This window comes from Arthrobacter sp. SDTb3-6, from assembly GCF_013376095.1.
In the GTDB taxonomy this organism is placed as follows: Bacteria; Actinomycetota; Actinomycetes; order Actinomycetales; family Micrococcaceae; genus Specibacter.
Map to the genome: position 1 here is coordinate 38,399 of NZ_JAAMFN010000007.1, position 24,103 is coordinate 62,501.

Genomic DNA, 24,103 nt, shown 5'->3' on the forward strand with positions numbered 1-24,103 from the left:
CGCGGCAACTGTGCGGCGGTTCCCTGGGTAGGGGTTCCCTGGGTGGACGATCCCGGGGTGGACGATCCCGGGGTGGACGCGGGCGCCGGCCGGTCCGGCGGCCGGCCCGGGACCGGCGGGCCTATGCGGTGGCGGGGGCGAGGACGATGTCGAACCGGGCACGGGCCCAGACGTCATTGCCCAGTTCGCGCCCGTCGGGCGTCGGCGTCCCGGCGGGTTGCGGCACGAAGTCCTTGATCAGCGATTCCTTGACGCCGAACACGGTGTCGTACTTGAGCAATTTGTCGCCGGTGACGAAGATATGCGTGACCAGGGTGCGCAGGCCGGGGGCGGTGACCATGAAGTGCAGGTGGGACGCGCGCATGGGGGACCGGCCGGTGGCTTCGAGCATCTTCCCGACGGGACCGTCGTGCGGGATCGGGTACGGTGTCGGGGTCAGGCCCCAGAAGTTGTAGTTGCCGTCCGTGTCAGAGAACAGGTGTGCCCGACCGGCGACGCGGCCGTCGGTGTACTGGACGTCGTAGAACCCGTCTTCGTCGGCTTCCCAGACTTCGATCCGCGCGCCGGATACGGGGTTGCCGTCGGTGTCCCGGACCGTGCCTTCGATCCAGCATGGTTCACCGGCCGCCCCGCCGGCGATGTCGCCGCCGCGGGGGATCTCGGGGGCGTCGTCGACGAAGAACGGGCCAAAGACGGTGGCCTCGGTGGCGTCCTTGTAGGCGGCGTTGTTGACGTTGATGGTCTGCATCGAGGCGCCCAGCACGTCGGAGAGCAGGATGAATTCCTGGCGCTTGTCGTCGGTGATGTGCCCGGCGGCGGTGAGGAACGCGATGGCGGCGTCCCATTCCTTCTCGGTCAGCCGGACATCGCGGATGAACGCGTGCAGGTGGGTGACCAGCGACTCCATGAGTTGTTTCAGCCGCGGATTCGCGCAGTCCTGGAACGACCGGAGGACGTTCCCGGTGAGGCGCTCCTCGACGGCGGCCTGTGCTGTGGCTGCGGCGGTGGCTGCCGCGCCTTCGGCGGTGGAAGGGGAGTTCTGGCTCATCGTGGTTCCTCCTGGAACTGGTCGGAAAGGGTTTTGGGGTCGTCGCCGTTAAGTGCGGCGGTGAGCAGCGCGGTCAGGTTCGCGGCGGTGACCGGGCGGGGGTTGTTGGCCGGGATGGCGGGCAGGGCCACCGCCACGGCTTCGGGGATGTCCGCGGCGGTGAAGCCGTAGTCCTTCAGTGCCTTGGGTGCATCAAGCCTCCCGCGCAGCTCCTGCAGCCCGCCCAGTGCGGTGTCGGAGCCGAAGGCCGCCGCGATGCGGGCCCGGGCTTCGGGCGCGGCCGGGCCGTTGAACGCGAGGACGTAGGGCAGCACGGCGGCATGGGTCTGGGCGTGGGGGAGGTTGAACGTCCCGCCGAGCACATGGCAGATCTTGTGGTGCATGCCGGATCCGGCCGAGGCGAATGCGACGGCGGAAAGGTACGCCCCGTAGAGGGCCTGCTCGCGGCCGGGCAGTCCTGCCGGTTCGGCAACGATCGCCGGCAGCCCCCGGCTGAGCGCGCGGATGCCTTCGGAGGCCATGGCCGCGTTGATCGGGTCCGCCCGCGGGCCCCAGAGCGAGTCGATGCAGTGCGCCATGCCGTTCAGCCCGGAGGCCACGGACATCTCCACGGGCAGGGAGAGGGTGAGTTCGGCGTCGTAGACAACCGTCACCGGCAGCACCTTGTCATCGACCCCGGTGGTCTTGCGGGACGCCTCCGTCAGCCCCCACACGTTCGTGGCCTCCGAGCCGGCATAGGTGGTCGGGACCGCGAGGATCGGCAAGCCGGTGGTCAGGGCAACCGCCTTGGCCAGCCCGGTGGTGGACCCGCCGCCCACGCACACGATGAGGTCGACGCCGGCCTCTTCCGCGGCCGTGCGGGCGGCCTGGGCCGTCTCGAGCGGTACGTGCATCACCACCCCGCTGTGCCACAGCGCCACGTCGATTCCGGCCGCGACGGTGCGGGCCATCGCCATCTCGAAGTCGGAGGCGATGACCATGGCCTTGCCGGCGCCGAGCCGGGCGGCCTCCGCGGCCACCAGGTCTGCGGCCTGGCCGGAACCGAAGAGCACCCGCTGGCCCAGGGTGGTGTGTTCGAATGTCAGCTTCATGATTTGTCTCCGTTGCCCAGGATGGTTGAGATGGCGCCTTGCAGTGCGGCTTCCGGATCGGCCGGCAGGCCCTGCGAACGCCAGCCTACGTGCTTGTCGGGCCGGACCAGGACGGCACCGTCCTCGGCCACGCCGCGCAGGCGCTCCCAGTCGAAATACAGGTCCGTGACCTCCTGCCCGGGGCCGATCACCACCGCCTTGACCGGGACCCCGAGCTGGGCGGAGACCTTCCGGGCGGCGCCGTCCCAGGCCGTGCCGGTGATGCCGGTGAAGAGCGTGAACCGGCCGTACGGGGCGAGGTCGTGCGTTGAGAACTTCCGGGTCCAGTCGCCCACCCACGCATGGGGCAGGCGGACACCGGGATGGGTGGACGGTTCGTAGTACAGCTCGGCGTCGCGCGCCGGCACGGGCCGTTCCGTGCCGTCGGAGGCGATGGCGGCCGAGCGGTAGTACTGGCCCAGCTCCACGCCGTGCGCGTTGAACTCGTAGTTCTTGATTTCCATCGCCTCGCGGATCGCGGCGCGCTTGGCGGCGCCCGCGGCCGTGTTGTCCTTCCGCGATTCGATGGCAGCGAGCATCTCGGCCTCGCTTTGCCCTGCGGTGAGGCCCAGGGCGTCGAAGAGCTTCACAAACTCGCGCCCGGACTGGTTGGCGCGGGTGACGATCTGCTTCGCCACCGGCGCACGCTCGGCAGTGTAGGTCTCGAGCAGGCCGGCCGGGGCCTGCCCGTTGAGCACGGCGGCGATTTTCCACGCCAGGTTGTAGGAGTCCTGGATGGACGTGTTCGAGCCCAGCCCATTGCTCGGCGGATGCTTGTGGACGGCGTCACCGGCACAGAAGACCCGGCCGGACTGCAGGGTGGTGGCGTACTGCTCGTTGTTGCCCCACAGCGAGATGCCGGTGATCTCGGCCTCCAGGTCGGGGACGCCGATCAGGTTGCGGATCACCTGCAGTGCGTCCTCCCGGGTGACCTCGGGCGTGCCCTGGGAGATGTCGAATCCCCAGACGATGAGCCATTCGTTCCACGGTCGGACCATGCGGACCAGTCCGGCGCCGATCCCGCCGATGTTGGAACCGGGCTGGACCACCCAGTACAGGACGGAGGGGCGGTGGCCCACCAGTTTGGCCAGGTCGGCCTTGAAGGTGATGTTCATCGACCCGGCGATGTCCATCTTTCCCTCCAGGGGAAGGCCGACGTCGGCGGCGACCTTCGAGCGGGCCCCGTCGGCCCCGATGAGGTACTTCGCGCGGATCGTGTACGCGTGGCCGGAGAGCCGGTTGAGCACGCGCACGGAGACGCCGTCGTCGTCCTGGGTGTGGGAGAGGTATTCGGTGGAGAACTGGGCCTGCGTGCCGCGCATGGTCGCGTTCTTGACCAGGATCGGCTCCAGGTACGTCTGCGGGATGTCGCAGTTCAGCGACGGGGAGGCGAGCTCGTAGTCCGCATGGCGTGCCGGGTGGTTGCCCCAGGTGAGGATCCGCCCGATCTCGTCGCCGGCGATCGACGTGCAGAAGACGGTGTCCCCGATCATCGCGTGGGGGGTGGCCTCGGCCAGGACCTGTTCCTCGATCCCGAGGTCGCGGAAGATCTCCATGGTGCGCTGGTTGGTGATGTGCGCCCGCGGCGTGTTGGCCGTCCAGCGGTACTTGGTGATCATGATGTTCGCCACGCCCAGCGAGGACAGGAAGAGGGCCGCGGACGAGCCGGCGGGGCCGGAACCGACGATCAGGACGTCGGTCTCCACGAGCGTGGTGTCCGGCGTTTGTGTCTCGGCGACGCCGTCGTTGAAGACAACCATGGGAACTCCTTGTTGTTGGCCGGCTGCTCGGCCGGCGGGGTTGAATCAATCATGGGTGTGAGCGGCGTCTCACGGCAGGGAGAGGGCGATCATGGCGGAAAAACACAAAAAAGCGTCCACTGCAGGGCGGCTATGGTGTGGCGAGGAGCTCGCGCCGGTGTCGCAGGGGCGGCACGCCGAACAGGTCCCGGTAGCTGCGGGCGAACTGGGCCTGGGAGGAGAATCCGCACCGGCTCGCGATGTCGGAGATGGGAAGGTGGCCCAGTGCCGCGGTGCCGAGCAGCCGGCGGGCGCCCTCGAGCCTGGCGGCGAGGATTGCCTGGGGCACGCTGCGTCCCGAGGCGGCGAAAACGCGGGAGAGCTGGCGTTCGGACAGGCCGATGGCCGTGGCGATGCCGGGGACGGACAGTTCCCGGCGCCGGTAGTGGGTGCGGATGAAGGCCTCGGCTGCCTCCAGGTGCCCGGCGGCGGGCCCGTCCGTGAGGAGTTCGGTGACGAGCCCGATGAGTGTGTCCTCGAGGGCGTCCCAGGGTGCAGGGCGTCCGGACAGGGCGCTGCCGGCGGCCGCGGCGAGCCGGGCGCCGGGCGCGTCGGCGGAACCGCCGAACTCGAACAAGCGTGGTTGGGCCAGGTACGCGGCGCCGGCCAGGACGCCGCGGGGCACCTTGACGGCCAGCTCGGTGAGGCCCTCGGCGAAGTCCCGCTCGAAGGGCTGGTCGGCGTCGATCAGCAGGCCCTGCCCGGGGGCCACCGTTTCGGTGCCGCCGCGGTGCATGAAGCGCCCGGCACCCCGGACCGCGAGGTAGGCGACGATCCCGCCGGCCGGGTGGGCGGCGACCTGCGCCTCGTCCCGGGACACCCGGTGGGCCGTTCCCGTGACCCTGGCCAGGCCGAGCCGCGGCAGGGAGAGGTTCAGTTCCGTGGCACGAAGCCCTGCCGCACCGTCGGTGGCCGCCGCGAGGCCAACCAGGGCACGGGCGTTGTGGCGTTCCCACTGGGGGATGCGCCGCCCGCTCGGCAGGCCGTCGGTTGAAAACCGGGTGAATCCCGCTGGAAGTGTGGTGCCTGAATGTGACATGTGTCTCCAGTGTAGGCGGGTGTCCGTGCCCTGCACCATCGGCGCAGGGCACGTGCGCGCTGCAGCTACGCGCCTCCGGTCCGTGGGGGCCCGTCGGGTGCGCCGAGGCCGAAGGCCATGAGGTCCTCGCCGACGACGAGGGTGCCGGAGAAGCCGACGCCCGCCTTTTCCCACTTTTCGACGGGCGTGTTGCCGGGGACCAGGTGGGTGAGCACGAGGGTGTCGACGCCGGCCTTCCCGGCCTGGGGTCCGACCTCTTCGATGGCGGTGTGGGCGGCGAGCATGTGCTGCATCAGGTTGGGGTCCGGCTTGGGGGAGTCGGGGCCCATGAGCCCGTCGACCCAGTCCATGTCGATGCACTCGTGGAGCAGGATGTCGGCTCCCTGGGAGATGGTCACCAGGTTCTGGCACACGCCGGTGTCCCCGGAGACGACGATGGCGCCGTCGGGGGTTTCGAAGCGGAAGGCGAAGGCGGGGAAGATCGGCCGGTGGTCCACGAGGATCGCGGTGACCCTGATGTTCTCGTCGCGGTAGACCTCGAAGGGTTCCATGGCCGGGGACGGGTTTCCGTTCGGGTCGTGGCCGGTGCCGCCGGGCAGTTCAATGTCGTGGAATTCAAAGATCTCGCGCAGGTCCTGCTTGGCGTTGTCGCGCATGCGGTCGTTGATGTCCATGGAGTAGGCCTGCAGGAGGCGTTGCGTGGATTCGACGAGGCCGGGGGTGGGGGAATCGGGGTTGAACACCTCGGGAAGGTGTTCGCGCCTTTCCTCGGCGAAGATCGGGGGAAGCGCGCCGCGGTCGCCCGGGCCCACCACCTGGATGGGCTGCTTGAGCCCGTCGGAGCCGTTGTGCCAGGCCAGCAGCAGCAGGTTGGGGTAGTCGATCATGTGGTCGGAGTGGTGGTGGGTGATGAAGACGCCGCGGAGGTTGTCCAGGCCCTTTTGGAAGCCGGCGGGTCCCAGGCCGGACTTGCGGAATTGCGGGCCCCAGCCCTCGCCGCAGTCGATGAGGTAGTGCTCGTCGCCGACGGAGATGACGGTGGAGATGCCGGCCCGGTCCGAGCCGTCCCACCAGGGCGGGCCGCCGGCCGTGCCCAGGAGGGTGACGCGGGTGCGGTGCAGGGCGGCCTGCTCGGCCGTGAGGGGGAGGTGTGCCATGGGGATTTTCCTCGAGGGGTGCTAGGCGATGGAGGCGTGGGATTGGGCGGCCTGGATGAGTTCGAAGACCTCCGCGCGGAGCCGTGCGTAGTCGGGCAGCAGCTTGGTGTCCCGCTGGTCGCGGGGGCGGGGGAGGTCGACGGTGATGTTGCGGGTGACCTTGGTGGGTGCCCCGGAGAGGATAATGACGCGGTCGCCGAGGTAGACGGCCTCGTCGATGTCGTGGGTGACAAAGATGACCGTGGTGTCGAAGTCCTGGCGGACGCGCAGCACAAGGTCCTCCAGCTCGATGCGGGTCTGGGCGTCGACGGCGGCGAAGGGCTCGTCCATGAGCAGGACGTCGGGCTGGTAGGCCAGCCCGCGGGCGATGGCGGCACGTTGTTGCATGCCCCCGGACATCTGCCAGGGGTACAGGCCGCCCTTCCCGGACAGGCCGACGGCGCGCAGGACTTCCTCGATCCGTGCCGGGCGCCCGGCCTTGGGCAGCTTGTTTTTCAGCGGGAGCCCGATGTTGGCGGCCACGGTCATCCATAGCAGCAGTGAGCGGGAGTAGTCCTGGAAGACGACGGCGAGCTTGGCCGGCGGCTCCGTGACGGTCTCACCTTCGAAGACGGTGCGGCCGCCGCTGGGATCGAGCAGGCCGGCCATGCATTTCAGGAGCGTGGTTTTTCCGGAGCCGGAAGGGCCCACGATGCACACGAATTCGCCCCTGCGCACGGAGAGGTCGACGCCGTCGAGGATCTGGGTGGATCCGTAGCTTTTGCGCAGTTGTTCCAGTTCGAGGAGGACGTCGCCGAAGGGCGGTGTGGCGGGGGCCGCGGGGTTGGGCGCCCCGGGGTTGGGCTCGGTGGTGGTGGGTTGGGTGGTCATGTCAGGCGTCCTTTCCGGAGGCTGCGCGCATCCCGGAGTGCCAGCGCAGGACGCGGGACTCGATGCGCAGGAAGAGAAGGTTGGCGACGTAGCCCAGGGCCCCGAGGAGCAGGGTTCCGGCCCAGGTCTGGGGGACGGCGAAGGTTTGTTGGGAGTTGAGCAGGTAGTAGCCGATCCCGTTGACGGAAGCGACCATTTCGGAGACGACGATCAGGATGATGGAGATCTGCAGCGTGGTGCGCAGGCCGGCGAAGATCTGCGGCCCCGCGTTGGGCACGACGATGTAGCGCACCCGCTGGCCCAGGGTCAGCCGGTAGGAGCGGGACATGTCCCGGACCTGGGAGTCCAGCGACCGGACGCCGTCGATCGTGTTGAGCAGGGTGGGCCAGACGGCGCCGAAGGCGATGATGGCGATGTTCATGGGGGCGCCGATGCCGAACACGAGGATCCCGATCGGCAGCAGCACCGGCGGTGGCAGGGAGCGCAGGAACTGCACGATCGGTTCGACGGCGGCGGCGAGGGTGCGCGACATGCCGATCAGCAGCCCGAATACGATCCCGCAGGCGGCGGCGATCAGGAAGCCGGCCAGGAACTTGCCCAGGCTGGGGAGGAGGTTTGCCGTCAGGCCGGGGCCCAGCCAGTCGTGCTGAAGCGTCTCGAGGATGGTGGACAGTGGCGGGAAGTACAGCGACCTGCTGCCGGCGGAGGCGAGCCACCACCAAACGATCAGGACAACTGGCAGCCAGGTGCGCAGTGCGAGCAGCCGCAGGGGATGCGGGCGGGTTGTGGCGCGGGTGGCGGTCTGGGTGACGGCGCGTGCCGCGGCGCGGGTGGTGGTCATCGGGACGCCTCCTCGCGCATGGACGGGTGCCAGAACAGCAGGGGCTTTTCGGCTGCCCGGAAGGCCGCGTTGAGGCCCAGGCCCAGCAGGCCGGCGGCGAGGATCAGCGCGTACATTTGGGTAAGGGCGCCGGCCGACTGGGCCACGACGATGCCTTGGCCCAGGCCCGTGGCGCCGCCGATCATTTCGGTGACGACGGCGACGATGATGGCGATGGCCGCGGAAATGCGCAGGCCGGTCAGCGCGAACGGAAGGATGGACGGCGCCACCAGGCGGGAGGTGGTGAGCCACCAGCCGAGGCGGTAGCTGCGGGCCATGTCGGTGGCGACGCCGTTGACCTCCTTCACGCCGTAGACCAGCTGCGTGAGCAGCGGCCAGAGGGCACCGAGGACGATCAAAAACAGTTTCATTCCCGGGCTGGGACCCCAGAGCAGCAGGCCCAGGGGGATCAGGGCGACGGGCGGGATGGGCTTGAGAAACTCCACGAGGAACCAGGTCGACTCCGCGAAAGGCTTCACCAGCCCGATCAACAGGGCCAGCGGCGTGGCGATCACGATGATCAGCACCAGGCCCAGAAGCGCCACGGAGAGTGTGGCCCAGAGCGAGGCCCAGAACGCCGGCAGGAAGAGCTGCGCGGCGAACTCCGCGAGCACCGCGGACGCCGGCGGGATCGCGTCGGGCGGCAGGGCGCCGGTGCGGGAGAGGACCTCCCAGAACGCGAGTGCGAGGACGACGGTGCCGGCTCCCAGCACGAAGCGGCCGGCGGACGTGGCGGCCGGGTGGCGCCGCCGTCGTGCCTGTGGAGGGGAGGGGCGGAGGGCCGCCCCGGAGTCAAGGACGGTGGTGTTGGTGGTCATGGCCAGACGGCTCCTTTGACGTCAACGGGTCCGGGCAAAAAGCCCAGTTCCTGCATGAGTTTTGCCGTGTTTTCGATGGCGGGGATGCTCATTTTGTCGGTGTACATCGGCACCCGCATCTTGGCGAAGACCTCCGGCGGAAGCTTGCCGTATTTCGCCAGGACCTGCCCCACCTTTTCCGGGTGGCTGGCCGCGAGCAGGCTGGCCCGGTCCATGGCCCGTTGGAATTTTTTGACGGTCTCCGGGTTCTTCTCCGCAAACGGGCCGGCGGTGAAGATCACCGTAAACGTGCCGTCCGGGGTCAGGCTGGCCGAATACGGGTGGGCGATCACCCGGGCACCCGTGGCGACGGCCTTGACCTGGAACGGCTCAACCAGCGACGCGGCGTCAATGGCTCCGCGGTGGAGCGCCGGGATCATGTCGGGGAACGGCATGGCCACGAAGGTGACCTTCGAGGGATCGCCGCCGTCCTTCTTGATGGCAGCCGCCGCGACAACGTGGACGATGGAACCGAGGGCATTCACCGCGACGGTGTGGCCTTCGAGGTCGCGCGGGCCCTTGATGGTGCTGCCCTTGGCGACGACGAGTGCGGAGGGGTCCAGGGCCGGGTTTGCCGCGATCGAGGAGCCGTTGGCGACGGCCTTGAGCGGCAGCCCCTTTTGGACCGCAGCCAGGAACGGCGTGATTGCAGCGGTGCCGAACTGAAGCTGGCCGTTGATCACGGAGGGGGCGATGGCGGCGGCGTTCTGCATGACCTGGGTTTGGACGTTCAGGCCTTCGTCCTTGAAGTAGCCTTCCTCCTGGGCGATGTAAACGGGCGCGAAGTCCGCCACGGGGATGACGCCGACCTTGATCGGATCGCCTGCGCCAAGGACTTTCGCGCTGCCCATGCCCACGCCGCACCCGGCGATGGGCAGGACCACGCACAGGCCGGCCAGCGCGATGGCTGTTCGGCGGGTGATGGATGGGGCACGGCTCATGGGACCTCCGCTAAGACAAGTTGGTGTGTTGTGAATCACTATCAGCTTGGGGCAGGGATATGCATATGACAAATATCAATTACCGCCTAACCCCATATAAAATGCGACTATGAACCTGCGAAGACTCGAATATTTTCTGGCCGTGGTGGAGGAAGGGTCCGTCTCCCTGGCCGCGCGCCGGTTGCACATGACGCAGCCGCCGCTGAGCCAGGCGATCCAGGCCCTGGAACGCGAGGTGGGGACGGAACTGCTGCAGCGCCTGCCGCGCGGGGTCGAGCCCACCGCCGCAGGGCGTTTGCTGGCGGAACAAGGGCGGGACCTGCTGCGGTGGTCCGAGCGGGTCGGGGAGTCGGTCCAACGGATCGGGCAGGGGCTGGGAGGGCGGCTGCGGATTGCGTGCGTGCCCTCGATCTCCTGGTCGCTGCTGCCCCCGCTGCTCAAGCGCTTCCGTGTGGAGGCGCCGGAAGTGGAGGTCCTGCTGTCCGATCCGCAGCCGCTGCGTGTGCTGAACCTGGTTGCCGACGGCGGCGCCGACGTCGGGTTCATTGCGCCGACGGATACCGCATCCGTGGCGGCCGCCTACCCGTCGCTGGTCGTTGAGCCGCTGGCCGAGATGCCGCTCGGGCTGGTGACGCCCCTGGACCGGGAGCAGGCCGGCGGTCCCGTGGACGCTGCCGCCTTTGCGCAGGACGCCTGGATCATCCCGGAGGCCGTGCCGGGTTTCCCCGGGCTGGCCGAGCTGGCGGACGAGCTCTGGCGCAGGGAGGGGTTCAGGCCGGCCCGGGTGCAGTACGTCTCCACCTTGCAGACCACGCTGCCCCTGGTTGCGGCGGGCATCGGGGTGGGCCTGATGCCGATGGACCTGGTGGGCCCCTTTACGCCGGGTGTGCGGATCGCTGAGGTGGCCGGCGGGGTGGCGCCGCTGCGGCCGGCCCTGATCCGCTCCGCCCAAATGCGCCCCTCGCCTGCGCTGGAACGGTTCCTCGGGGTCGTCTCCGCCGCCTTCGGGGCCACGGGGCCCGAAGCGGTGTAGCCGGCCGGTCCCCGGGCTTCCTGCAGTCCCGCGGCAGGGCTGCTCGGCGGCAAGTGCCGTCATGGGTGCACCGTTCCGGGCCAGGACGTCGCGGCTGAAATCCCGCAGCGCCCGCACCTTGGCGTTGCCCAGGGAGCCGGGCGGGTAAAAGAGCTGGAGCGAGTTGGCCGGGAGGTCGTCGGCGATCTCCTGGTAGACCAGCGGGTCGCCGCGGTAGGTGCGGTCACCCAGCGGCCTGCCCATGATGACCGAATACGCCAGGCCCCGCCCGACGACGGCCCGGATGGTTTCGACGTTGCGGGACCTCCACTTGATGTTGGCGCGGAAGCCGGCGGCCTGCCTGCAACACGAGCTGGAGCCTCATCCCCGAGATCGTGGTGCTCTCCAGCGGGACGCTGGCGTGGAGGCGGTAACATGAAGGCGGCATCGGGCTGGCCGCCCTGGAGCAGGGCCTGCAGGCCGTCCGATGACGCCTCGTGCAGGATGGTCCCAACCCGCGGGTGGCATCGGGCGAAGTGTTCCAGCACCAGCGGCATGGGCCAGGGGGAGATCGTGTCGAAACAGCCGAGGTTGAGCGGACCGGGCAGCTCGCCCCGGATGTCCCCCGCCGCCGTCTGAAGGGACGCGGCGGCGCCCAGCACGTGCCGGGTGAGCGCGATGAGATCGCGCCCCGCGGCAGTGAGGGAGGCACCCTTGGCCCGGCGGCGGACCAGCGGCTGGAGGCCCAGAGCGTGCTCGAGCCCGCTCAGCGCAACGGACAGCGACCCCGGGGTGATGTGAAGGCGCCCGGCTGCGGTGACGAGCGAACCTTCCTCGGCAACCGCGAGGAAGTACTCGAGCTGCGAAGGGTGACTGCCTGATTCATTGATTTACTCAAATATCGTTTGGAAACAGTTTCGTTTTTCATAATATGTTGCGCAGCTCATAGTGGAGACATCCCAGCTGTCCCCTTGAGGAGCATCCCTTGCCGGACCTGAACCCACGCGTTGTTCTGCTCGGCACCGCCGGAGGCCCGCGGTGGTGGCCGTCCCGGGGCGGCAGGCCCGCCCGCCATGGCATTTCCACCGCCGTCGTGGTGGGCGACGCCGTCTACCTCGTGGACTGCGGACGCGGGGCAGGCGGGCAATGCGCGCAGGCCGGGCTTGAACCGCACGACCTTCGGGCCGTCTTCCTCACCCACCTCCACTCAGACCACACGGTTGACCTGCCGAACCTCCTGCTGTTCGGCTGGATGATGCGGGACCGCCGGCCGGGCCGGCGGTGGGCATCATCGGCCCCGGTGACCGTGTCCTCCTGCCACCCGTCAACCCCCGGGCCGCCTCCACCGTTGCCCCGCTTTTCGCGGACACCCCGACGGCCGGGACCGTTGCCAGGGTCGGCCATCTTTTGCGCGCCTACCCTGCCGACACCACGGACAGGATGTTCGATTCCCTGCGGGACTCCCCGCACAGCATCTTTGCCGCCGAGGACATCCGGATCCCTGACGGCACCGGCTACGGGCCGAACGCCAACCCGGCCCCGGACGCTCGGTCACGATCTCGGGCGACACCGCCCCGCGCCGGAACCTGGTGGCGCTGGCCGCCGGAACGGACCTCCTCCTCCACGAGGCGATCGGTTTCGACTGGGTGCAGGACGACTACAAGGAAACCGACGCGGCAACCCGGACCGCCACGATCGAACACCACAGGAAGTCCCACACCTCACCGGCCGACGCCGGGTCCCTTGCGGCCGCCGCCGGCCCACGCTGAAGGCAACAGGCCAGCCCTACCTACAGGGAGATATCGACGCACCCCACGCTTGGGAAGACGGCGGCCGGAGCTGTGCTCGCCGTTGCCAACCAGCCATTCCTGTGGCTCTGTGCCATCGCCGCCTTCGCCGCCATCAGCCTGGGCGGGGCCATGTGGATGATCGGCGCCCTGGTCCTCACGCCCCTTCTGATGAAGGGCAACACGGCGCTGACGCACACCAACCCGACCCTGCTGGCCATCGTTCCGGCCGCGGCGATGCTTGCCGCATTCTTCACCCTGGGCCTTGAACAGTTCACCATCTCAAGCGCACACATCTTCGCCTACCTCGGCGCTGCCGGCGCCATGGCAGCCTGCATCTTCATCTCCCGGGCCACCCGGAAGAAATGGGTCACCGAATGGTCCCAGGGCATTTCGATAGTCGCCGGACTCGCCGTCGCCTACTTCATCACGACCGCGCACTGAAAGGGGACGCCATGACCATGCCAGGCACCACCGAGAATATCCGCAGCCACGCGGGACGGCCTCAGGGAGTTCGACCGGACCGTGTCCCGGTGGGGACGGCTGACCATGCTCGTTGGCCTCGCCATCTCGCTGGCCGCACCGGCCTACCTGCTGTTCTTCGCCGGGCTGGGTGCCACCCCGGCCCAGGTCCTCACCGCCTTCCTGGCCGTCGCCGGGGCCTTCGGTTTCCTGTGGATGATTGAGCCCGTGACGTATTTCCCGATCCTCGGCGAGTCTTCCATATACCAGGCGTTCATGACCGGCAACATCGCCAACAAGCTCCTCCCCGCCGCACTGACGGCACAAACGGCAATCGGGGCGCGCCCGGGCACCCGACGGGGCGGGCCGGCCCCGGTGTCAGCCATCAGCGGGGCCGTGATGGTGCACCTGACCTCGCTGGTCCTCGTCGTCGGGTTCTTCGGCACGTGGTTCATTGCCAATCTCCCGCCGACCATCCTGCACGTCATGCAGGTCTACATTGTGCCGACCGTGTTCGGCGCGGTGCCCGTCCAGGCCCTGGCACACCTCAAGCAGCCCCGGACCGCCGCCATCGCGGTGCTGGTCTCCGTCACTGTGGTCTTCGTGATCAGCCCGGCGGTCCCCGCATTCGGCATGTACGCCACCGTGGCCGCGGTTGCCTCCACGATCATCCTGGCCTGGGACCTGCGCAAGCGCCGCACGGCCCAGTAAACCAGCGCCGCACGGGCTCCCCGGACGGTGCCGCGCCGTCGCTGGGGGGACGCTGAGAAGGCAGGGGGCGGCAATTAGGCAATCGACACCCGCGGAGGCAAGGTTGAACCATGATTCCACCCAAGCCGCGGCCCCGCCCGTCCCGACGCCGGGGACGTGCCTGGGGCGTTCGCAAAAGGGCGACGGCGACGGCCGTCACCGTGGTTGCCCTTGCCCTGGTTGCCGGCGGCCTGCTGTTGCTGGTGCTCCTGCAGAGCTCACTCATCGCCACCACTGAAAGGGCCGCGAAGTCCACGGCATCGGACGTGGTGGCGATGATCACCAGCGAGGATGTCGAGGACGCGGGGGATTCACTGGCCACCACGGCCCACACCGGCCAGTATGTGCAAATCATCAGCCCGCAGGGGGCCGTGGTGGCGGCCTCGCAAAAATCGGCGGCCAGGGCTCCGCTCTCGCAATTGCGCCCCGGCCCGGGGGCGACCAAGACCGAGGACGTCTCCAGCCTGCAGGGCATTGGCGACACGGACGCGTTCCTCATCACCGCCGAAGGTGTGCAGACCGGGCAGGGCACCTACACCGTCGTCGTGGCCTCGACAGTGCAGGTCGAGGCGGACTCCGTCGCCACGGTCGCCTGGTTCCTCCTGGGCGCCACACTCGTGCTTCTCGTGGTGGTGGGCGTTTCGGTGTGGATCCTGGTGGGGAGGTCACTGCGCCAGGTCGGGAGGATCCGCGGCCAGGTGGCCCGGATCAATGCCAGCCACCTCAGCGAGCGGGTGGACGTCCCGGCCACCAACGACGAAATCCACCGCCTGGCCCTGACCATGAACACCATGCTCGACCGGCTCCAGGCCTCCGACGTCGAACAACGCCGCTTCGTTTCCGACGCCAGCCACGAACTGCGCAGCCCCCTGGCCACCATCAGCGCCGGGCTGGAAATCGCCGTCGCCGACCACAGCGGGGAGAGCTGGCGGGAACTCCAGAACATGCTCAGCAGCGAGACGGCCCGCATGAGCTACCTTGTCGATGACCTGCTCACCCTGGCCAAGGCCAATGACGACGGCATCCACGTCACGGCCCAGGACGTCGACCTGGACGACATCCTGGCGGCCGAAATCCGCCGGCTGCGGTCCCTGAGCCCGCATCACATCACGGCCAGCCTGACCCCTGCCCGGGTCACCGGCGATGGACACCGCCTGGGCCAGGTGCTGCGCAACGTGCTGGACAACGCCAACCGCCACGCAAGGTCGGCCATCACCGTGGGGCTGGGTGCAGGCCCGGGGGTGGTGCGCGTCGTCATTGACAACGACGGCGACCCCGTACCCGAGGCCGACCGCGAGCGGATCTTTGAGCGGTTCGTCCGCCTGGACCAGAGCCGCTCCCGCGAAAGCGGCGGCAGCGGACTGGGCCTGGCCATCGCCGCCACCATCATGAAGGCCCACCACGGCACCATCACCACCAGCTCGACGCCGGCCGGAGGCTGCCGCTTTGAACTGCTCCTATCCCCGGGTGCCGTGGACTGGGGCCTGGGCGGGGTCACGGTCTGCGGAGAGCAGGTAACCCATGCCACGGACGGTGGAGAGGGTTGACAGATTGAAGGGGGCGTCGATCTTGCGACGCAAATACCCTATGTAGACCTCCACGACGTTGTCGCCGCCTTCAAAGGTAGGATCCCAGACGTTGTCGAGGATTTCGGCCTTCGAGACCACCGCGTCATGCCGGCGCATGAGGAAATGCAGGAGCCCGTACTCGCGCGCGGTCAGGGGGACCAGCGTGTCGCCGCGGTGGACGCTGCGGTTCATTGGATCCAGCCGCAACGTCCCCAACGTCATCACGACGGGACGCTCGGGTGCCCCGCGCCGGATCAGGGCCCGCAGCCTGGCCACCAGCACCAGGAAGCTGAATGGCTTCGTCAGGTAGTCATCCGCGCCCAGGTCAAAGGCATCGGTCTGGTCATATTCACCGTCCTTGGCCGTGAGCATCATGACCGGTGTCCAGATCATGCACCCGCGCAATTCCTTGAGCACGTCATAACCGCTCTTCATCGGCAGCATCAAGTCCAGGACAATCACGTCGTAGGGATTTTCCGTTGCAGCCCACAGGCCGCTGACCCCGTCATGGACGACCTCCACAACAAATCCTTCATTCGTCAAGCCGCGCCGCACCGTCTCGGCCAACAGCGTCTCGTCTTCCACCAATAAGATCCGCATCCATCTCCTTCCCTCGTAGATGAGTATGGCGCACCCAAGCTGAGACGTTCCTGAGGAAAAGGCAGGACCGTCGCGGCGCCGGCTGCGGTCACCGCACCGCGCCCGGGCGTCCCGGACCTTCTCAGCGGCTTCTCAGCGTGGTCCTGTGACACTGGCAATGCGGGAAACGCCACGGGCATCCCCGATGCAGGCGCCGTGGATCCACAGCGGATCCACGGCGAAAACCGGTAACACGCAAGGAGAACTGCAGATGCGATATTGGTGGGTCCACCATGGCCGGAACTACGGGACAGCGATCGAGAAGGGCACCCTCTGGGTCTGCCACGCGGCCGACGGGGCCCCGGCGCAAAGCCTTGAGGCGTTGAAAAAGATGGAACAGGGCGATGTCGTCTTCCACTACTTCGGGCCGTACGTGCGGGCCGTCAGCGTTGTCGCGAAGGAACGGCACGCCCATGCGCGGCCTGAGGGATACGAGCGGCTGGTGGGGGAGGGCGACGACGGCTGGCTCGTCCGGGTCAACACCGTCGCGACCGGGTTATGCGTCCACCGGGACCGCGCGGCGAAACTGTCCGGGCGCGGCGGCCCGGGGCCGTTCACCGAGTCGGGGAAACCCGTGCGGCGCTATGTGTCCCCCCTCAGCGACGACGACGGCGCGGCACTCCTGGCTGCAGCTCGCATCGACGGGTTGCCGTCGCCGGCGGGGAGCCTGCGCGGACGCCCGGGCAGTGTGTGGGGCACTGGAGACCCGGCCGATTCGGCCACCCGCCTGGAACAGGAGTATCTCCATAAAAACCTGTTGCGCGGACGCCGGAGTGCGAGCTGCTCCATCTGCGGCGAAGATCTGCCCGCCCGGCTCCTGAACGCCGGTCACATCAAGCCGCGCGAGCAATCCACCGACCGGGAACGCATGGACTTCGAGGCCAACGCCATGCTCACCTGTGCGCTGGGCTGCGACGCCCTGTATGCGTGGGGCTGTGTCCTCATCGACGGCGACGGCACCATCCGGAGGGGTGTGCCGGCTGAGACCCGCTGCCTCGAGGAAGCCGTCAATGCACTGCTCGGGCGGCGATGCACCGCCCATGACGAACGGACGGCACCTAATTTTGCCGCAACCACCCGGTTGGTCCTCGGATAGGGGCACGGGCCCGGACCAGGGGAAGGCGCCGGGCGGCCGCCGCTGTGCCCGAATGCCGGTGGCGCCCTTGCTTCGCAGCAGGGTGCCGGGGCGGCTCCTGCCCTCAGGGCCGGTCCCTCCCGCTCCCGGGACCGGACGGGAATCAGCGTCGCGCCGGGTGCCCCCCAAGGGATGGCGCCTGCGGGCTAGTTTCCGAAGGGGGTGGTGGTGAGCTGGTGGAGCTGGGCGGTTCCCCCTTCTGCGTAGAGCCAGACTTCGCGGGCGGTGTCCGGTGGGAAGATTTGTTCCGTCAGCGTTGTCAATCCGTCATGGCTGAATACTTCCACGGACGTGCTGTCGAGGTGGATGCCCAGTTTCAGGTGGCCGCCGGCCAACGCCACCGGGGCGTGCTCGATGGAGGCAAAGGACGGGTTGAATCCGGTGTCCCCAGATGCGGTCCGGTCAACGACCACGGATGCGCTCGCGGTGTCGTAGCCGATTTTTGTTCCGACGCCGCCGGCGCCGGCGCGCACGATCAGGCCGAACGTGGACGCCGTCCCGGGGGTGAAGTCCACGTCGATGCGCTGGGCTGTCCCGTGGGCCGGGACGGGCAGCAGGTGGCGGCCTTCCTCGATGGGGCCGGGGACGGCAGTGTACGACGGTTCGGCACCGCCGGCCTGGAGAACCTCCGTTGCGACCGATTGTGTGAGCCTGATGCGTCCGTCGATGGTGCGCAGTCGGACTTCGCGTGGCAGGGCCATGGCCCCGCGCCAGGGGTCCGTCGGGATGTCCGCGCCATAGTCCCAGTTGTTCATCCAGCCGACCATGATTCGCCGGCCGCCGGGCACGCCGTTGAAGGAAACCGCGGCGTAGTAGTCCCGCCCCCAATCAAGCCAGCCATAACGGCGCAGGCAGTCGGGATCGGGTTCCAGTCCTTGTGTCACGGTGCTTTCAGGGACGAAGGTGGTGCCGTCAAAATGGCCAATGAAGTACTGCCCGCCGGATCCTCCGGACACGGCTCCGGGGTTCAAATTGATGGTCAGCACCCATTTGGTGGCGCCGGCAGCCCCTTCGACGGGCAGTTCAAACAGGTCCGGGCATTCCCACACGCCGCCAGTGGCGTTCTCCGGGCCGAACTCGCTCAGGAATTCCCAATCGGTCAAGTTGCCCGATTTATAGAACACGGCCTTGCGTTCCTGGGCCTCGACGGCGACCATGACCCAGCAGGCCTCGGGGCCGTGGCCGTACCAAAAGACCTTCGGGTCGCGGAAATTGGCCGAATTGCGGGTCAGTACGGGGTTCGCGGGATGCCTGGCCCAGGTATAGCCGCCGTCGAGGCTCAGGGCCAGTGACTGGGCCTGTTCGCCGCAGTGCTCCGACTCCTGCTTGAAGGCGCTGGTGTAGACGGCAACGAGCGCCGGTGTTTCGGCGGTGCCCAGGCCGGAGCTGTTGGACGCATCGAAGACCACACTGCCGGAGAAGATGTCCTCGCAGGCATCGGTGACGATGGCCGGGGCATGCTCCGTCCAATGGAGCAGGTCCACTGAGGTGGCATGGCCCCAGGACATGTTGCCCCAGGTCGATCCCCGTGGATTGTTTTGGTAGAACAGGTGGTAGATGCCGTTGTGGAGGATCAGGCCGTTGGGATCGTTGATCCAGGTGTCCCGCGCGGTGTAGTGAAACGCGGGGCGTCCGTGTTCCCGGGCCAGGTCGGATGGCCGGTCCTGTGGCCGGTCCCCGCTGGCGATGGCAGTGCCTGCGATTGCGGTGCTGGAGGAATCGGGCATGGTGGTGGAAGTCAAGGTGGGGTTCTTTCGGTGCCGGGTTCTGCTGGTGGCGGGTGGAGGTGCTTTTCGGCGGTGGTTGGCGGGCCAGGGCCGGGTCTTGGGATGTTCTCAGCCCTTGACGCCGGTGGAGGCGATGCTGTTGACGAAGGACCGCTGGAAGGCGATGAAAAGGACCAGGATGGGCAGTGTGATGAGGGTGGTGTAGGCCATGATCTGCCCCCAGGCCACATTGAGCTGGTAGAAATACTCCACACCCACCATCACGGGGCGCAGGTTCTCGGACTGGACCACCATGATGGGCCACAGGTAGGAGTTCCAGGCCGGAAGGAAGGTCAGGATCGCCACGGTGGCGATGGCCGGCCCGGAGAGCGGCATGATGATCTTGCGGTAGATCTGGAACCAGCCGGCCCCGTCCATGCGGGCTGCCTCGTCGAGTTCCTTGGGAATGCTGTCGAAATATTGGTGGAAGAGGTAGACGGAGAAGGCATTGGCGATGAAAGGGATGATCTGGACCCGGTAGGTGTCCAGCCAGCCGTGCGTCAGGGCCAGGCTAAAGCCGTTGACCTGCAACCAGGGCAGCTGGTTGACCCACCAGACCAGGGGCAGGGCCAGTGTTTCGAAGGGAACGATGAGCGTGGCGATGATGGCGGTGAGAATGATCTTCTTGCCCCGCAGGCGCATGCGGGAAAGTGCGAAGGCGGCCAACGAGTTCACCAGCAGGCCCAGGATGACGGTGGCCGCCGAGATTCCGACGGAGTTCATCAGGAAGGTCACGATCGGCACGCGGTCAAACACACCGGCATAGTTGGCGAACGAGATGTGTCCGGTGGGCAGGAACGCATTGATCGAGCCGAGGTCCGAAAAGATTTGCGCGTCCGGCTTCAGGGAGGAGACGAACATGAACACGATGGGCAGGACGAAGACCAGGGCCAGGACGATTTTGGCCACGGTGCCTACAATATGGCGCGGTTTCGGGGCAGGGCGGAGGGCCTGGGCGGGCTGGCGGCGTGCGGGGGCTGTGGTGGTAGCCATGGGGTTAGGCCTTTTCTCGGGTGAGGAAGCGCTGTATCGCGGCGACGATGAGGACCAGGGCGAAGAACACCAGGGAGATCGCCGAGGCGTAGCTGGTCTGTTGCTGCTGGTAGCCGGTCTGGACGGCGTCGTAGACCACCGTTGAGGTGGAGTACAGGGGCCCGCCCTGGGTCATGACACTGACCTGGGTGAACAGGCTCAGGGCCTGGATGGTGATGGTGACCAGCACCAGGGCGCGGGTGTTGCGCAGGCCGGGCCAGGTGACAAAGCGGAAGCGCTGCCAGGCGCTGACTCCGTCCAGGGAGGCTGCCTCGTGCAAATCCGGGGCGATGGTTTGCAGCCCCGAAAGCCAAATGACCATGTGGAAGCCGACGCCCTGCCACACCGACATCAGGATGATCGCCGGCATGGAGGTGGCGGGGTTGTTCAGCCAGTCCGGTCCGGTGACCAGGCCGAGCGTGAGGCGGTGGATAAGTTCGTTGATCAGGCCGTTTTGCTGGTACATGAACAGCCAGAGCATCGATACCACCACCATGGAGGTGACGACCGGCAGGAAGTAGACGGTGCGGAAGAAGCTGGTGCCACGGGTCTTGGTGTTGACCAGGATGGCCAGGCCCAAGGCGGCCCCGCCCTGGACCGGGACGACGACGGCGGCAAAGTAAAGCGTATTGAGCAGGGACCGGTAGAAGACGGGATCCTGGAAGAGCTGGATGAAGTTGGTCAGGCCCACAAACCCAATCGGGTTGGGCGAGATGAGCTGGGCGTTGGTGAATGCCAACACGAAGGCCAAGGCGGCGGGGACAAAAATGAAGAGGGCCAGGAGCAGGACCGCGGGGGCCACCATGCCCAGGGCTGTGAGCGATTCTTTCCGCCGGCCGCGGTTGACCTTGCGGGGTGGGCTGGGTTTTTTCACTGACGGTGCTGTCTCCGCGCGGGAGGGGTGAATGAGAACCATGGGCTGTCCAAAGGTGTGGGTCCGGGTGCGGGCGGCAGCCCGCACCCGGACGAGGGGGAGTGGCGGCTTACTTGTAGCCGTTGTTGGTCTTGATGTTCGCGTCGATGCCGCGTACCGCCTGGTCCAGGGTGCTCTTGGGATCGGCACCGGCCAGGATGTTCTGTGCGGCCGTGGTGAAGGTGGTGGAGATGAACGGGTAGGCCGGCGTCGGGGGCCGCAGCTCGGCATACTTGCGCGATATTTGGGCAAAGATTTCATTCGACCCGCCGGGGCCGTAGCTGGGGTCCAGCTTCAGGGCTGCGGGGGAGGACGTCGCGGGGATTGTTCCCGCCGCGACAGCCACAGAGGCCTGGTATTGGGGTTGGAGGGAGAACTTCAGGTAGGCCGTGGCAGCCGCCTTGTTCTCGCAGGTGTTCGTCATGCCCCATTCCCAGGACCCGCCGCCGATCTTGGGGCCGCTGCCAAAGTTGACCGGCGGGATGACCGCCAGGTCCTTGCCCAGCGTTTTGGACAGGGGCGCCGCGGCCCAGGATCCGCTGTATTCGATGGCTGTCTTGTTGTTGGTGAGGTCGGCGTTGGCATCCGCGCCGGACTTCTGGGCAATGAGGCCCTGCGTGACCAGCCCGCGCATCCACGTGGCCCAGTTGACCGCGTTGGCGCCGTTGAGTGCCCCGTCAGCGCTTTGGTAGTCGGTGCGGTTGATCAGGTCGCCACCGAAGCTTTGCAAAAGGGGCGAGTAGGCGTACGTCCACCATTCCCCGGTGCCGCTGGTGCCCAGGTCAAGCGGGGCAGCCCACTTGCCGGTCTTCTTCAGCGCGGCCAGGGACTGGTTGAATTCGTCCTGGGTCCACGGGGTGTCGATGGTGGGGATCCTGATGCCGGCAGCCGTCAGGACCGACTTGCGCGCAAACATGGCCAGGGCCACGTCGTAATAGCCAACCGCATAGACCTTCCCGTTCCACTTGCCGATGGTGCTGGGCAGTTGTCCCTTCAGGGAGGTGCCAAGGTCCAGCGGCGCGAGGTACTTGGCCCAGGCCCAGTTGGGCACGTTCGGTGCATCCATGTCCAGGACGCAGGGGAGTTTGCCGGAAGCGGCGGCAGCCACCACGGACTGGTTGTACGACGCTTGCGGAAACGCCTGGACAGTGACCTTGTATTTGCTTTGGCTGGAATTGAAGGCGGAAACAATTTTCTGGTCCGCAGCCAATTCCGCCGGATTTCCGGCATTGTGGGTCCACAGCGTGATCGAGTTTCCTGATCCCCCGGACCCGCCGGAAGCGCTGGCGGTGCCACTGCATCCCGCCAGCGGTGCCGCGATGACCATGGCCGCTATACTGGCGGTGAGAAGCCGCCGCGATTTATGGAACTTCACTGTATTTCCTCCATTGTGGTATTGACCGGTGGTTTTGCCGGCCGGAAACGCTCGCTGCAACGAGCGTCCGTTGCCCCGGACCCGCCACCCCGCTTACAGCAGGGGTGGCGGTGCGACGGAGGCACGGCGGACTATTGGGCAATCCAACGCAGTCCGCAACGGTTCATGTGGCCCGTCCTTGGCGCGGGCGATCTCCTCCTCAAGCCGGTTGATGGCCCATACCCCCATTTCGTAGTGGGGCAGTTGCACCGTTGTCAGGCGCGGGTGGAGAAAGCCTGAAATCAATTCAAGGTTGTCAAAGCCGACGACCGAAAGGTCGGCCGGAATTTTCAGGCCCAGTTCTGCCGCGGCCCTGTAGGCCCCCATGGCCATCTGGTCATTGAAGCAAAACAGGCCCGTGGGACGTGCCGGCAGCGTCAGCAACTGCATGGCAGCCGTGTAGCCGCCGTCCGTGCTGGACTCGGCCGCCACCGTCAGGGCCGGATCGTAAGGCAGCCCGTGCCCGGCAAAGGCCGCCTTGACGCCGTCGAGCCGGCCGGCAGTTGCCGGAATGGCGTCTTGGTTTGAGACAAAGCCGATCCGCCGGTGGCCGGCGGCCAGCAGTTCATGCATGGCGGCGCGTGCACCGCCAAATTCGTCGGGGACCACCGAAGGCAGGGAGGCCTCCGGCGACGTGGCGTCAAGCAGGACGGCGGGAATGCCCTTCAGTGAGTCCGGGACCTGGATGCGCCGGTGGTACATCGTGGCGTAGACAATGCCATCCACCTGATGCTGGAGGAGTGCCTGGATGCCTTGTGCCTCCGCCTGGGCGTCACCGTCGGTGTTGATCATGATCAGCAGCAGGCCGTGCTTCTTGGCCGCGTGCTGGGCCCCCAGGATCATCTTCCCCGCAAAGGGGGTCGTGGAGATCTCATCGCTGATGAAGCCGATGGTCTGGGACTGCAGGTTGCGCAGCCCGCTCGCCAGCCGGTTGGGCGCATAATTCAGGTCCGCCGCCACTGCCAGCACGCGCTGGCGGGTCTCCTCATTGACGCGGGCGCCCTGCACGTCGTTGAGCGCGTGGGAGACAGTTGTCACCGAAACGCCGGCCGCCTTCGCGACCTCGCGGATTCCGATCCTGCTGCGCATCAAGTCCTCCAAAACGTTTTGGCATTGTCTGTGAGAGACATTACAAAAACGTTTTGGCAATGTCAAGGGACGGGTGCCTGGGAACGGAACCGCCTGGCGCCGGCAGCAAAGGCAGCCGCCCAGGTCCCCACGGCCAAAATTGCCCATTCGGTGCGGCGCGGGCCTGCACTCGCGCCCGAACAGTTCCGTGCGCGCCGACATTGCCGGGCGCGCGCCCCTGCTCGCTTGAACTAGCGGTGTGGCCGATTTCGGACGACCCGTCGGGGCCGGCCACGCATGGGGCCGGCACCGTGGACGGCTGGCCGCGGTGTTGTTTACGAGGTGTGTTTTAGGAATCCTGCTCCAGCACGCGCTTCAGGTTTTCCAGCTGGGCCACTTCCGCCTGCATTGCTTTGGTGACCATGGGCCCCATCAGTTTCATCAGCCCCTTGGGCTCCAGGGTCAGGCTGAAGGACACCGTGGTGCCGGCGTCGTGCCCGGAGAGGGCAAAGCTGCCGGTGGGCCGTGCCGGGCCGGCAACCACGTCGAAACCCAGCCGCACCCCCGGCTCGGCCACGTTGATTTGGTAGTCGCCGTCAATGCTCCGCCCGCCGGGGCCTGCCATCCGCTGGCTGTACACCGCACCGACCCCGGAGGCCGGCCCGCTGGCGAGGCGCACCTGGGTCACCCCGGGGCGCCAGAGCGGATTGTTCAGTCCGTTGGCCAGGAAGTCGTAAACGTCGCGGGTGTTGCGTCTGATGAACACTTCATTTTCTGCGTGCGCCATGGCCGGCTCCTTCGTCTCAGGCTGGATCGAATCCTACGTTGCCCCGTCC

The 24,103-nt window shown here is 67.5% G+C and carries 22 protein-coding genes and 3 pseudogenes; 7 read left to right on the forward strand and 18 right to left on the reverse strand.

Annotated features, from left to right (window positions below):
* Window positions 1-121: 121 nt before the first annotated feature.
* The 9 genes from G6035_RS05320 to G6035_RS05360 form a co-directional block, all read right to left on the reverse strand.
* Window positions 122-1,048, reverse strand: coding sequence for a dioxygenase (locus G6035_RS05320; RefSeq protein WP_176616039.1), 927 nt, complete (start codon window positions 1,046-1,048; stop codon window positions 122-124).
* The gene (locus G6035_RS05325) at window positions 1,045-2,139 is read right to left on the reverse strand and encodes a maleylacetate reductase (protein WP_176616040.1); all 1,095 of its coding nucleotides are present in this window, start codon (window positions 2,137-2,139) and stop codon (window positions 1,045-1,047) included. The genes G6035_RS05320 and G6035_RS05325 overlap by 4 nt, the downstream gene beginning before the upstream one ends.
* Window positions 2,136-3,938 carry an FAD-dependent monooxygenase gene (locus tag G6035_RS05330; RefSeq protein ID WP_176616041.1) on the reverse strand — a complete coding sequence of 601 codons (1,803 nt, stop codon included), beginning with the start codon at window positions 3,936-3,938 and terminating at the stop codon, window positions 2,136-2,138. The genes G6035_RS05325 and G6035_RS05330 overlap by 4 nt, the downstream gene beginning before the upstream one ends.
* Window positions 3,939-4,068: 130 nt before the next feature.
* The gene (locus G6035_RS05335; RefSeq protein ID WP_176616042.1) at window positions 4,069-5,016 is read right to left on the reverse strand and encodes an AraC family transcriptional regulator; all 948 of its coding nucleotides are present in this window, start codon (window positions 5,014-5,016) and stop codon (window positions 4,069-4,071) included.
* A gap of 65 nt (window positions 5,017-5,081) precedes the next feature.
* Window positions 5,082-6,173 carry an MBL fold metallo-hydrolase gene (locus tag G6035_RS05340; RefSeq protein WP_176616043.1) on the reverse strand — a complete coding sequence of 364 codons (1,092 nt, stop codon included), beginning with the start codon at window positions 6,171-6,173 and terminating at the stop codon, window positions 5,082-5,084.
* A gap of 21 nt (window positions 6,174-6,194) precedes the next feature.
* Window positions 6,195-7,043 (reverse strand): ABC transporter ATP-binding protein, encoded by an 849-nt coding sequence (locus G6035_RS05345; protein WP_176616044.1) that lies wholly within the window; start codon window positions 7,041-7,043, stop codon window positions 6,195-6,197.
* A gap of 1 nt (window position 7,044) precedes the next feature.
* On the reverse strand, window positions 7,045-7,884 hold the full coding sequence (locus G6035_RS05350) for an ABC transporter permease (protein WP_176616045.1): 840 nt from the start codon (window positions 7,882-7,884) through the stop codon (window positions 7,045-7,047).
* The gene (locus G6035_RS05355; protein ID WP_176616046.1) at window positions 7,881-8,741 is read right to left on the reverse strand and encodes an ABC transporter permease; all 861 of its coding nucleotides are present in this window, start codon (window positions 8,739-8,741) and stop codon (window positions 7,881-7,883) included. Before G6035_RS05355 ends, G6035_RS05350 begins: the two co-directional genes overlap by 4 nt.
* A complete protein-coding gene (locus G6035_RS05360; protein ID WP_176616047.1) occupies window positions 8,738-9,721 on the reverse strand; it encodes an ABC transporter substrate-binding protein in 984 nt (327 codons plus the stop codon). The genes G6035_RS05355 and G6035_RS05360 overlap by 4 nt, the downstream gene beginning before the upstream one ends.
* 109 nt (window positions 9,722-9,830) lie before the next feature.
* Here G6035_RS05360 and G6035_RS05365 point away from each other — a divergent pair, with 109 nt between their 5' ends.
* Window positions 9,831-10,754 (forward strand): LysR family transcriptional regulator, encoded by a 924-nt coding sequence (locus G6035_RS05365; protein ID WP_176616048.1) that lies wholly within the window; start codon window positions 9,831-9,833, stop codon window positions 10,752-10,754.
* Between the two features lie 93 nt (window positions 10,755-10,847).
* Here G6035_RS05365 and G6035_RS20495 read toward each other — a convergent pair.
* Both G6035_RS20495 and G6035_RS20500 read right to left on the reverse strand, forming a co-directional pair.
* Window positions 10,848-11,081: pseudogene (locus G6035_RS20495) on the reverse strand (hypothetical protein); the annotation flags it as partial.
* A 41-nt stretch (window positions 11,082-11,122) separates the two neighbouring features.
* A pseudogene (locus G6035_RS20500) lies at window positions 11,123-11,623 on the reverse strand (LysR family transcriptional regulator); the annotation flags it as partial.
* Between the two features lie 206 nt (window positions 11,624-11,829).
* Here G6035_RS20500 and G6035_RS20505 point away from each other — a divergent pair.
* The 5 genes and pseudogenes from G6035_RS20505 to G6035_RS05400 all read left to right on the forward strand — a co-directional run.
* Window positions 11,830-11,961, forward strand: a pseudogene (locus tag G6035_RS20505) (MBL fold metallo-hydrolase); the annotation flags it as partial.
* Between the two features lie 361 nt (window positions 11,962-12,322).
* Window positions 12,323-12,502 carry a hypothetical protein gene (locus G6035_RS05385; RefSeq protein WP_176616050.1) on the forward strand — a complete coding sequence of 60 codons (180 nt, stop codon included), beginning with the start codon at window positions 12,323-12,325 and terminating at the stop codon, window positions 12,500-12,502.
* A 72-nt stretch (window positions 12,503-12,574) separates the two neighbouring features.
* A complete protein-coding gene (locus G6035_RS05390) occupies window positions 12,575-12,964 on the forward strand; it encodes a DUF5058 family protein (RefSeq protein WP_176616051.1) in 390 nt (129 codons plus the stop codon).
* Between the two features lie 81 nt (window positions 12,965-13,045).
* On the forward strand, window positions 13,046-13,693 hold the full coding sequence (locus G6035_RS05395; protein WP_371130858.1) for a hypothetical protein: 648 nt from the start codon (window positions 13,046-13,048) through the stop codon (window positions 13,691-13,693).
* A 110-nt stretch (window positions 13,694-13,803) separates the two neighbouring features.
* Window positions 13,804-15,279 (forward strand): cell wall metabolism sensor histidine kinase WalK, encoded by a 1,476-nt coding sequence (locus tag G6035_RS05400; RefSeq protein WP_176616052.1) that lies wholly within the window; start codon window positions 13,804-13,806, stop codon window positions 15,277-15,279.
* On the opposite strand, the gene G6035_RS05405 is transcribed toward G6035_RS05400, so the two are convergent.
* Entirely contained in the window at window positions 15,190-15,900 is a 711-nt protein-coding gene (locus G6035_RS05405; protein ID WP_176616053.1) for a response regulator transcription factor, read from the reverse strand. The two genes, G6035_RS05400 and G6035_RS05405, sit on opposite strands and share 90 nt — an antisense overlap.
* A 250-nt stretch (window positions 15,901-16,150) precedes the next feature.
* On the opposite strand from G6035_RS05405, the gene G6035_RS05410 reads away from it, so the two are divergent.
* Window positions 16,151-17,035: a hypothetical protein gene (locus G6035_RS05410; protein WP_176616054.1), complete on the forward strand. Its 885-nt coding sequence runs from the start codon at window positions 16,151-16,153 to the stop codon at window positions 17,033-17,035.
* A 185-nt stretch (window positions 17,036-17,220) separates the two neighbouring features.
* On the opposite strand, the gene G6035_RS05415 is transcribed toward G6035_RS05410, so the two are convergent.
* The 6 genes from G6035_RS05415 to G6035_RS05440 all read right to left on the reverse strand — a co-directional run bounded on the left by G6035_RS05415 (window position 17,221) and on the right by G6035_RS05440 (window position 24,054).
* Window positions 17,221-18,816, reverse strand: coding sequence for a glycoside hydrolase family 32 protein (locus G6035_RS05415; RefSeq protein ID WP_371130859.1), 1,596 nt, complete (start codon window positions 18,814-18,816; stop codon window positions 17,221-17,223).
* Window positions 18,817-18,909: 93 nt separating this feature from the next.
* Window positions 18,910-19,833 carry a carbohydrate ABC transporter permease gene (locus G6035_RS05420; protein ID WP_176616055.1) on the reverse strand — a complete coding sequence of 308 codons (924 nt, stop codon included), beginning with the start codon at window positions 19,831-19,833 and terminating at the stop codon, window positions 18,910-18,912.
* A gap of 4 nt (window positions 19,834-19,837) precedes the next feature.
* On the reverse strand, window positions 19,838-20,788 hold the full coding sequence (locus tag G6035_RS05425; protein ID WP_176616056.1) for a carbohydrate ABC transporter permease: 951 nt from the start codon (window positions 20,786-20,788) through the stop codon (window positions 19,838-19,840).
* Between the two features lie 67 nt (window positions 20,789-20,855).
* Complete coding sequence (locus G6035_RS05430) at window positions 20,856-22,160, reverse strand: extracellular solute-binding protein (protein ID WP_371130860.1); 1,305 nt, start codon at window positions 22,158-22,160, stop codon at window positions 20,856-20,858.
* Between the two features lie 93 nt (window positions 22,161-22,253).
* Complete coding sequence (locus tag G6035_RS05435; protein ID WP_176616057.1) at window positions 22,254-23,288, reverse strand: LacI family DNA-binding transcriptional regulator; 1,035 nt, start codon at window positions 23,286-23,288, stop codon at window positions 22,254-22,256.
* Window positions 23,289-23,616: 328 nt separating this feature from the next.
* Complete coding sequence (locus G6035_RS05440) at window positions 23,617-24,054, reverse strand: SRPBCC family protein (RefSeq protein ID WP_176616058.1); 438 nt, start codon at window positions 24,052-24,054, stop codon at window positions 23,617-23,619.
* Window positions 24,055-24,103 lie beyond the last annotated feature (49 nt).

Excerpts from the sequence above, each read along its gene's own strand:
- G6035_RS05345 (WP_176616044.1), bottom strand. The coding sequence starts at position 7,043 with ATGACCACCCAACCCACCACCACCGAGCCCAACCCCGGGGCGCCCAAC.
- G6035_RS05350 (WP_176616045.1), bottom strand. The coding sequence starts at position 7,884 with ATGACCACCACCCGCGCCGCGGCACGCGCCGTCACCCAGACCGCCACC.
- G6035_RS05400 (WP_176616052.1), top strand. The coding sequence starts at position 13,804 with ATGATTCCACCCAAGCCGCGGCCCCGCCCGTCCCGACGCCGGGGACGT.
- G6035_RS05360 (WP_176616047.1), bottom strand. The coding sequence starts at position 9,721 with ATGAGCCGTGCCCCATCCATCACCCGCCGAACAGCCATCGCGCTGGCC.
- G6035_RS05425 (WP_176616056.1), bottom strand. The coding sequence starts at position 20,788 with ATGGTTCTCATTCACCCCTCCCGCGCGGAGACAGCACCGTCAGTGAAA.
- G6035_RS05330 (WP_176616041.1), bottom strand. The coding sequence starts at position 3,938 with ATGGTTGTCTTCAACGACGGCGTCGCCGAGACACAAACGCCGGACACC.
- G6035_RS05435 (WP_176616057.1), bottom strand. The coding sequence starts at position 23,288 with ATGCGCAGCAGGATCGGAATCCGCGAGGTCGCGAAGGCGGCCGGCGTT.
- G6035_RS05335 (WP_176616042.1), bottom strand. The coding sequence starts at position 5,016 with ATGTCACATTCAGGCACCACACTTCCAGCGGGATTCACCCGGTTTTCA.
- G6035_RS05355 (WP_176616046.1), bottom strand. The coding sequence starts at position 8,741 with ATGACCACCAACACCACCGTCCTTGACTCCGGGGCGGCCCTCCGCCCC.
- G6035_RS05440 (WP_176616058.1), bottom strand. The coding sequence starts at position 24,054 with ATGGCGCACGCAGAAAATGAAGTGTTCATCAGACGCAACACCCGCGAC.
- G6035_RS05420 (WP_176616055.1), bottom strand. The coding sequence starts at position 19,833 with ATGGCTACCACCACAGCCCCCGCACGCCGCCAGCCCGCCCAGGCCCTC.
- G6035_RS05320 (WP_176616039.1), bottom strand. The coding sequence starts at position 1,048 with ATGAGCCAGAACTCCCCTTCCACCGCCGAAGGCGCGGCAGCCACCGCC.
- G6035_RS05340 (WP_176616043.1), bottom strand. The coding sequence starts at position 6,173 with ATGGCACACCTCCCCCTCACGGCCGAGCAGGCCGCCCTGCACCGCACC.
- G6035_RS05410 (WP_176616054.1), top strand. The coding sequence starts at position 16,151 with ATGCGATATTGGTGGGTCCACCATGGCCGGAACTACGGGACAGCGATC.
- G6035_RS05365 (WP_176616048.1), top strand. The coding sequence starts at position 9,831 with ATGAACCTGCGAAGACTCGAATATTTTCTGGCCGTGGTGGAGGAAGGG.
- G6035_RS05405 (WP_176616053.1), bottom strand. The coding sequence starts at position 15,900 with ATGCGGATCTTATTGGTGGAAGACGAGACGCTGTTGGCCGAGACGGTG.
- G6035_RS05325 (WP_176616040.1), bottom strand. The coding sequence starts at position 2,139 with ATGAAGCTGACATTCGAACACACCACCCTGGGCCAGCGGGTGCTCTTC.